The following is a 6819-nucleotide window of genomic DNA, read 5'->3' as shown; positions in this document are numbered from 1 at the left end:
AGCCGCAAGGACGACGGGTCGATGCGCATCGACGGCCGGCCGGCGTACGTGCGGGCCTGCTGCGACGCCAGCCCGCAGCGGCTGGGCACCGACCGGATCGACCTCTACTACCAGCACCGCGTCGACCCGACGGTCCCGATCGAGGAGACCGTCGGCGCGATGGCCGAGCTCGTCGCGGCCGGCAAGGTGCGCCACCTCGGGCTCTCCGAGGCCTCGGCCGCCACGATCCGCAGGGCCCACGGCGTGCACCCGATCACCGCCCTCCAGACGGAGTACTCGCTGTTCACCCGCGACCTCGAGGACGAGATCCTGCCGGTCCTCCGCGAGCTGGGCATCGGCCTGGTGCCCTACTCCCCGCTCGGGCGCGGCATCCTGACCGGCGCGATCACCTCCGAGTCGTCCCTGGACGAGAACGACTCGCGGCGCTCGGCGTACTTCCCCCGGCTCAACGGCGAGGGGCTGCGCGCCAACCTGCAGCTGGTCGACCGGGTCCGCGCCATCGCCGAGGACAAGGGCTGCACGCCCGGCCAGCTCGCGCTCGCGTGGGTGCTCGCCCAGGGCGACGACGAGCTCGGTGTCGCCCCGATCCCCGGCACCAAGCGCGTGAAGTACCTCGAGGAGAACGTCGGCGCCCTGGCGGTCACCCTCACCGACGCCGACCTGGCCGCGCTCGACGAGGCGGTGCCGCGCGGCGCCGTCGTGGGCGACCGGTACGGCGATCTGAGCTCGATCGACAGCTGACCTCAACGGCGCCCGGCGCGGGCCGTGAGCCCGGCCACGCACCCGGCCATCATCCGGTGGTGGTTCCAGCGCAGCACCGGCCGGGCGACGTACGCCGCCGCCCCGAGCAGCCCGGGCACGTACACGTGCTGCTCCAGGCCGAGGCGGGTGCCGTCGCCGGAGGGCGCGAGCGTGAAGCAGACCGACCCCTCGAGGTCGCCCGACAGGGCGACCTCGAGGCGGTCCGGCGAGCGGTCGGCCGCGTGCAGCACGAGATCGAGCGTGTAGGGCAGCGCCGAGCGGCAGAGCACCCGGGCGTCGTCCGGACCGAGCGACGCGACCGCGACGACCTGCGGCCACCAGTCGGGGTAGTGCTCCAGATCGAGGAGCACCTCGTGGACCGTGGGCGGGGGCGCCGGCAGGAACCAGCGACCACCGAACGCGAAGACCCGACTCACCCTCGTATCGTGCCCTCATGACGTCCGCCGATGTGACCGCCGACCTGAGGAGCCTGCTCGAGACCGCCCGCGCCTGGGCGGCCGAGGATCCCGACAGCCAGACCCGAGCCGAGCTGGAGGCGGTGATCGCGGACGTCGAGGCGGGCGGCGACGCGAGCGACCTGCACGACCGGTTCGACGGCACCCTGGAGTTCGGCACCGCCGGGCTGCGCGGCGCCCTGGGCGCCGGGTCCAACCGGATGAACCGCGTGGTCGTGACCCGGGCGGCCGCGGGCCTGGCGGCGTACCTCATCGAGCAGCGGCTGCGCGACACCGGCGCGGAGCGCGGCTCGGTCGTCATCGGCTACGACGCGCGGCACAACTCCGACGTGTTCGCGCGCGACACCGCCGAGGTGATGACCGGCGCCGGCCTCACGGCGTACCTGCTGCCCCGGCCGCTGCCGACGCCGCTGCTGGCGTTCGCGATCCGCGAGCTCGGCTGTGCGGCCGGCGTCATGGTCACCGCGAGCCACAACCCGCCGCAGGACAACGGCTACAAGGTCTACCTCGGCGACGGCAGCCAGATCGTGCCGCCGGCCGACGCCGACATCGCGGCCCGGATCGCCGCCGTCGGCCCGCTCGCCGACGTGCCGCGCGGGGGCGGCGGCACGGTCCTCGACGAGGAGATCGTCGACCGCTACCTCGACACGATCGCGGGGCTGGCCCAGGACGGTCCGCGCGACCTCTCGATCGTCTACACGCCGCTGCACGGCGTGGGCGGCACCACCGTCCAGCGCGTGCTCGAGGCGGCCGGCTTCGCCGAGCCCGCGGTGGTCGAGCAGCAGGAGCAGCCCGACGCCGACTTCCCCACCGTCGCGTTCCCCAACCCCGAGGAGCCGGGGGCGATGGACCTCGCGATGGCGCTGGCGCAGGCCCGCGGTGCCGACCTCGTGGTCGCCAACGACCCCGACGCCGACCGGTGCGCCGCCGCGGTCCCGACTCCCCACGGCTGGCGGATGCTGCGCGGTGACGAGGTGGGCGCGCTGCTGGCGCAGGGCCTGCTCAGCCGCGGCAAGCAGGGCACCTACGCGACGAGCATCGTGTCCTCCAGCCTGCTGGGCAAGATGGCGGCCGCCGCCGGCCAGCCGTACGCCGAGACGCTCACCGGGTTCAAGTGGATCGGCCGGGTCGAGGGTCTCGCGTTCGGCTACGAGGAGGCGCTCGGCTACTGCGTCGACCCCGAGCACGTGAAGGACAAGGACGGCGTGTCCGCGCTCCTGCTGCTGTGCGAGATCGCCTCGGCCGCCAAGGCCGAGGGCCGCGGGCTCCTCGACGTGCTCGACGACATCGCGCGCGAGCACGGGCTGCACGCGACCGACCAGCTCTCGGTGCGGGTCTCCGACCTCGGCGAGATCGCGGCGGCGATGGCCCGGCTCCGGGCGACTCCCCCCACGGAGCTCGGTGGCCTGGCGGTCGAGCGGGCCGACGACCTGTCCACCGGCAGCGCTGAGCTGCCGCCGACCGAGGGGCTGCGCTACCGGCTGGCCGGCGGGGCCCGGGTCGTCGTACGCCCCAGCGGCACCGAGCCGAAGCTGAAGTGCTACCTCGAGGTCGTGGTGCCGGTCGACGACGAGGGCGGCGTGGACGCCGCCCGGATCGCCGCGGCCGGCCGGCTCGACGCGCTCCGCGACGGGATCAAGGCGGCCGCGGGCATCTAGTCAGGTCCCGCGCGTCTCAGACGAGGACCGCGACCACCAGCACGACGACGAGCCCGGCGCCGGCGGCGATCTCCGGCCAGGCGAAGGTACGCCGGGCCGCTCGGTCCGCGGCGCCGCCGCCCAGCTCGCGCCGCTCCGCGGCCAGGTGCTCGATCCGCTCCTGGACGAACACCTGGTAGGTGTCCGACGCCGTCGGCACCGGCTGGTCGCCGCGGGCCCGCCGGGCCTTCACCGTCTGCCGCACGGAGTAGCCGATGACCGGCGAGGTGTAGCGACGCCCGTTCGCGACGACCGCCAGGACCTGGCCGACGGCCACCTGGGTGATCGCCGCGAGCGGCACGTGGTCGGTGTGGAACATGCTGCGCAGCACCAGGTCGTCGCCGCTGATCCACACCGCGGGACGCAGGAGCGCCGCCCACACCAGCAGCGCGCCGAGCACGGCGGCGACGGCGGCCGCCGGCGCGTACTCGGCGTGCCAGGAGTTGATCGCGAGCGCCAGGACGAGCACGGCGCAGCCCAGCCCGACGTACCCGCTGAACCGTCCGTTGGTCGCGTGGAAGCGCTCGACGGCGGGGTCGGGGCTGGGCTGGGTCATGGGGTGCTCTCCCGGTTGTGGTCGACGGCGCCGACAACCCTATGCTGGGCCGGTGAGTAGCACTCCCACGATGGTGGACCCGGCGTTCGAGGACGTCACCCGCTCGGAGGCCTCCCTGCGGAGGTTCCTGCACGGACTCCCCGGGGTCGACCAGGTCGGCGCCGAGGCGCGCGCCGCGGGCCTGGCGACCCGGTCGATCAAGACCAGCGCGAAGGCGTACGCCCTTGACCTCGCGATCCGGATGGTCGACCTGACCACGCTCGAGGGCCAGGACACCCCCGGCAAGGTGCGCGCGCTCGCCGCCAAGGCGATGCGGCCCGACCCCGCCGACCCGACCTGTCCCCGGACCGCCGCGGTCTGCGTCTATCCCGACATGGTCGCGGTCGCCAGGCAGACCCTCGGCGACAGCGAGGTCCACGTGGCCGCGGTCGCGACGGCGTTCCCCAGCGGCCGGGCCGCGCTGGACATCAAGCTGGCCGACACCCGCGACGCCGTGGAGGCGGGCGCCGACGAGATCGACATGGTCATCGACCGTGGGGCGTTCCTCGCCGGGCGCTACCAGCAGGTGTTCGACGAGATCGTCGCCGTCCGCGAGGCCTGCCGGCGCGACGACGGCAGCAGCGCCCACCTCAAGGTGATCTTCGAGACCGGCGAGCTGCAGACCTACGACAACGTGCGTCGCGCCAGCTGGCTGGCGATGATGGCGGGCGCGCACTTCATCAAGACCTCGACCGGCAAGGTCCAGCCCGCCGCGACGCTGCCGGTGACGCTGGTGATGCTGCAGGCGGTCCGCGACTTCCGCGAGACCACCGGCCAGATGGTGGGGGTCAAGCCCGCGGGCGGCATCCGCACCGCCAAGGACGCCATCAAGTACCTCGTGATGGTCAACGAGGTCGTCGGCGAGGACTGGCTCGACCCCGACTGGTTCCGCTTCGGCGCCTCCACGCTGCTCAACGACCTGCTCATGCAGCGCACCAAGATGACCACCGGCCGCTACTCCGGTCCCGACTACTTCACGCTGGACTGATCCGATGCCCTCTCCCTTTGAGTACGCCCCGGCCCCCGAGTCGCGCGCGGTCGTCGACATCGCGCCGTCGTACGGCCTGTTCATCGACGGCCAGTTCGTCGACGGGCACGGCGCCACGTTCAAGACCATCAGCCCCGCGACCGAGGAGGTCCTCTCCGAGATCGCGGAGGCCGACCAGGCCGACGTCGACGCGGCGGTCAAGGCCGCACGCAAGGCCTACGACCGGGTCTGGTCGCGGATGCCCGGCCGCGAGCGCGCGAAGTACCTCTACCGCATCGCCCGGATCATCCAGGAGCGCAGCCGCGAGCTCGCCGTCCTCGAGTCGCTCGACAACGGCAAGCCGATCAAGGAGTCGCGCGACGTCGACGTGCCGACGGTCGCCGCGCACTTCTTCTACTACGCCGGCTGGGCCGACAAGCTCGAGTACGCCGGCCGGGGCACCGACCCGCAGCCGCTCGGTGTCGCCGCCCAGGTGATCCCGTGGAACTTCCCGCTGCTCATGCTGGCCTGGAAGATCGCCCCGGCACTGGCCTGCGGCAACACCGTGGTGCTCAAGCCGGCCGAGACGACCCCGCTGACCGCGCTGCTGTTCGCGGAGATCTGCCAGCAGGCCGACCTCCCGCCGGGCGTGGTCAACATCATCACCGGCGCCGGCGGCACCGGCCAGGCCCTGGTGGGCCACCCGGGTGTGGACAAGGTCGCGTTCACCGGATCCACCGAGGTCGGCAAGGCGATCGCCCGGTCGGTGGCCGGCACCAGCAAGCGGGTCACGCTCGAGCTCGGCGGCAAGGCCGCGAACATCGTCTTCGACGACGCCCCGATCGACCAGGCCGTCGAGGGCATCGTCGACGGGATCTTCTTCAACCAGGGGCACGTCTGCTGCGCGGGCTCGCGCCTGCTGGTGCAGGAGAGCATCGCCGACGACCTCCTCGAGCGGCTCAAGGCGCGCATGTCCACGCTGCGCATGGGCGACCCGCTGGACAAGAACACCGACATCGGCGCGATCAACTCCGGCGAGCAGCTCAAGCGGATCCGCGAGCTCTCCGAGGTCGGCGACGCCGAGGGCGCCGAGCGTTGGGAGGTCGCCTGCGACCTGCCCACCAAGGGGTTCTGGTTCCCGCCGACGCTGTTCACCGGCGTCTCCCAGGCGCACCGCATCGCCCGCGAGGAGATCTTCGGCCCGGTGCTCTCGGTGCTGACGTTCCGCACGCCGGCCGAGGCGCTCGAGAAGGCCAACAACACGCCGTACGGCCTGTCCGCGGGTGTGTGGACCGACAAGGGCTCGCTGATCTTGAAGATGGCGAACTCGCTGCGCGCCGGCGTGGTGTGGGCCAACACGTTCAACAAGTTCGACCCGACCAGCCCGTTCGGTGGCTACAAGGAGTCGGGCTACGGTCGCGAGGGCGGCCGCCACGGTCTGGAGGCGTACCTCAAGTGAGCCCGACGAACGCGCGGATCGAGGTCCGCAAGACCTACAAGCTCTACATCGGGGGCGCGTTCCCCCGGTCGGAGTCCGCCTACTCCTACGAGGTCCGCGACAGCAAGGGGAAGTTCGTGGCCAACGCCGCCCTCGCCTCCCGCAAGGACGCCCGCGACGCGGTCGCCGCGGCGCGCAAGGCCTTCGGCGGCTGGTCCGGTCGCACCGCCTACAACCGGGCGCAGATCCTGTACCGGATCGCGGAGGTCATGGAGGACCGCCGGCCGCAGTTCGTGCAGGCCGTCGTCCAGTCCGAGGGCCTCACCGCCGCCAAGGCCGGCGGGGTCGTCGACGAGGCGATCGACCGGCTGGTCTGGTACGCCGGCTGGGCCGACAAGATCACCCAGGTCGCCGGCAACGCCAACCCCGTCGCCGGGCCCTACTTCAACCTCTCCACGCCCGAGCCGACCGGCGTCGTCGCCGTGCTCGCGCCGCAGGAGTCCTCGCTCCTCGGCCTGGTGAGCGTGGTCGCGCCGGTGATCGTCACCGGCAACACCGTCGTCGTCGTGTCGTCCTACGAGCGGCCGTTGCCCGCGGTGAACTTCGCCGAGGTGCTCGCGACCTCCGACGTGCCGGGCGGGGTGGTCAACATCCTGACGGGCTCCGCCGCGACGGTCGGCCCCTGGCTGGCGGCGCACATGGACGTCAACGCGATCGACCTGACCGGCATCGCCGGCGACACGGAGCTGGCGACCGACCTCGAGGTCGCGGCCGCCGACAACCTCAAGCGGGTACGCCGGGCCCCGGCGGCCGAGCCGGACTGGTCGCTCGACCCGGGTCTGGAGCCGATGACGGCCTTCCTCGAGACGAAGACCGTCTGGCACCCGATCGGGGTCTGACTCGTC

At 72.8% G+C, this 6819-nt stretch carries 7 protein-coding genes; 5 read left to right on the top strand and 2 right to left on the bottom strand.

Features of this window, described 5'->3' with window-relative positions; translation table 11 throughout:
• Window positions 1-741: aldo/keto reductase (locus VGD85_RS21935; RefSeq protein ID WP_331065558.1), on the top strand; the 741-nt coding region annotated here is incomplete at its 5' end.
• Between the two features lie 2 nt (window positions 742-743).
• Here the strand turns inward: VGD85_RS21935 and VGD85_RS21930 are convergent.
• Complete coding sequence (locus VGD85_RS21930; RefSeq protein ID WP_331065557.1) at window positions 744-1178, bottom strand: SRPBCC family protein; 435 nt, start codon at window positions 1176-1178, stop codon at window positions 744-746.
• 17 nt (window positions 1179-1195) lie between these two features.
• Here VGD85_RS21930 and VGD85_RS21925 point away from each other — a divergent pair, with 17 nt between their 5' ends.
• The gene (locus tag VGD85_RS21925; RefSeq protein WP_331065556.1) at window positions 1196-2875 is read left to right on the top strand and encodes a phospho-sugar mutase; all 1680 of its coding nucleotides are present in this window, start codon (window positions 1196-1198) and stop codon (window positions 2873-2875) included.
• A 16-nt stretch (window positions 2876-2891) separates the two neighbouring features.
• Here the strand turns inward: VGD85_RS21925 and VGD85_RS21920 are convergent, their stop codons facing one another.
• Entirely contained in the window at window positions 2892-3470 is a 579-nt protein-coding gene (locus VGD85_RS21920) for a hypothetical protein (protein ID WP_331065555.1), read from the bottom strand.
• A 70-nt stretch (window positions 3471-3540) separates the two neighbouring features.
• Between VGD85_RS21920 and deoC the strand changes: the two genes are divergently transcribed.
• The 3 genes from deoC to VGD85_RS21905 are packed head-to-tail and all read left to right on the top strand — an operon-like array spanning window position 3541 to window position 6813.
• The gene (deoC, locus tag VGD85_RS21915) at window positions 3541-4497 is read left to right on the top strand and encodes a deoxyribose-phosphate aldolase (RefSeq protein ID WP_331065559.1); all 957 of its coding nucleotides are present in this window, start codon (window positions 3541-3543) and stop codon (window positions 4495-4497) included.
• A gap of 4 nt (window positions 4498-4501) precedes the next feature.
• Window positions 4502-5935, top strand: coding sequence for an aldehyde dehydrogenase family protein (locus VGD85_RS21910; RefSeq protein ID WP_331065554.1), 1434 nt, complete (start codon window positions 4502-4504; stop codon window positions 5933-5935).
• On the top strand, window positions 5932-6813 hold the full coding sequence (locus tag VGD85_RS21905; protein WP_331065553.1) for an aldehyde dehydrogenase family protein: 882 nt from the start codon (window positions 5932-5934) through the stop codon (window positions 6811-6813). Before VGD85_RS21910 ends, VGD85_RS21905 begins: the two co-directional genes overlap by 4 nt.
• The last annotated feature ends 6 nt before the right edge of the window (window positions 6814-6819 follow it).

The organism is Nocardioides sp., from assembly GCF_036401255.1.
Lineage (GTDB): Bacteria > Actinomycetota > Actinomycetes > Propionibacteriales > Nocardioidaceae > Nocardioides.
Note: the sequence above shows the minus strand (reverse complement) of the source record. Positions and strands in the feature narration are given on the sequence as shown.

Excerpts from the sequence above, each read along its gene's own strand:
- deoC (WP_331065559.1), top strand. The coding sequence starts at position 3,541 with ATGGTGGACCCGGCGTTCGAGGACGTCACCCGCTCGGAGGCCTCCCTG.
- VGD85_RS21910 (WP_331065554.1), top strand. The coding sequence starts at position 4,502 with ATGCCCTCTCCCTTTGAGTACGCCCCGGCCCCCGAGTCGCGCGCGGTC.
- VGD85_RS21920 (WP_331065555.1), bottom strand. The coding sequence starts at position 3,470 with ATGACCCAGCCCAGCCCCGACCCCGCCGTCGAGCGCTTCCACGCGACC.
- VGD85_RS21925 (WP_331065556.1), top strand. The coding sequence starts at position 1,196 with ATGACGTCCGCCGATGTGACCGCCGACCTGAGGAGCCTGCTCGAGACC.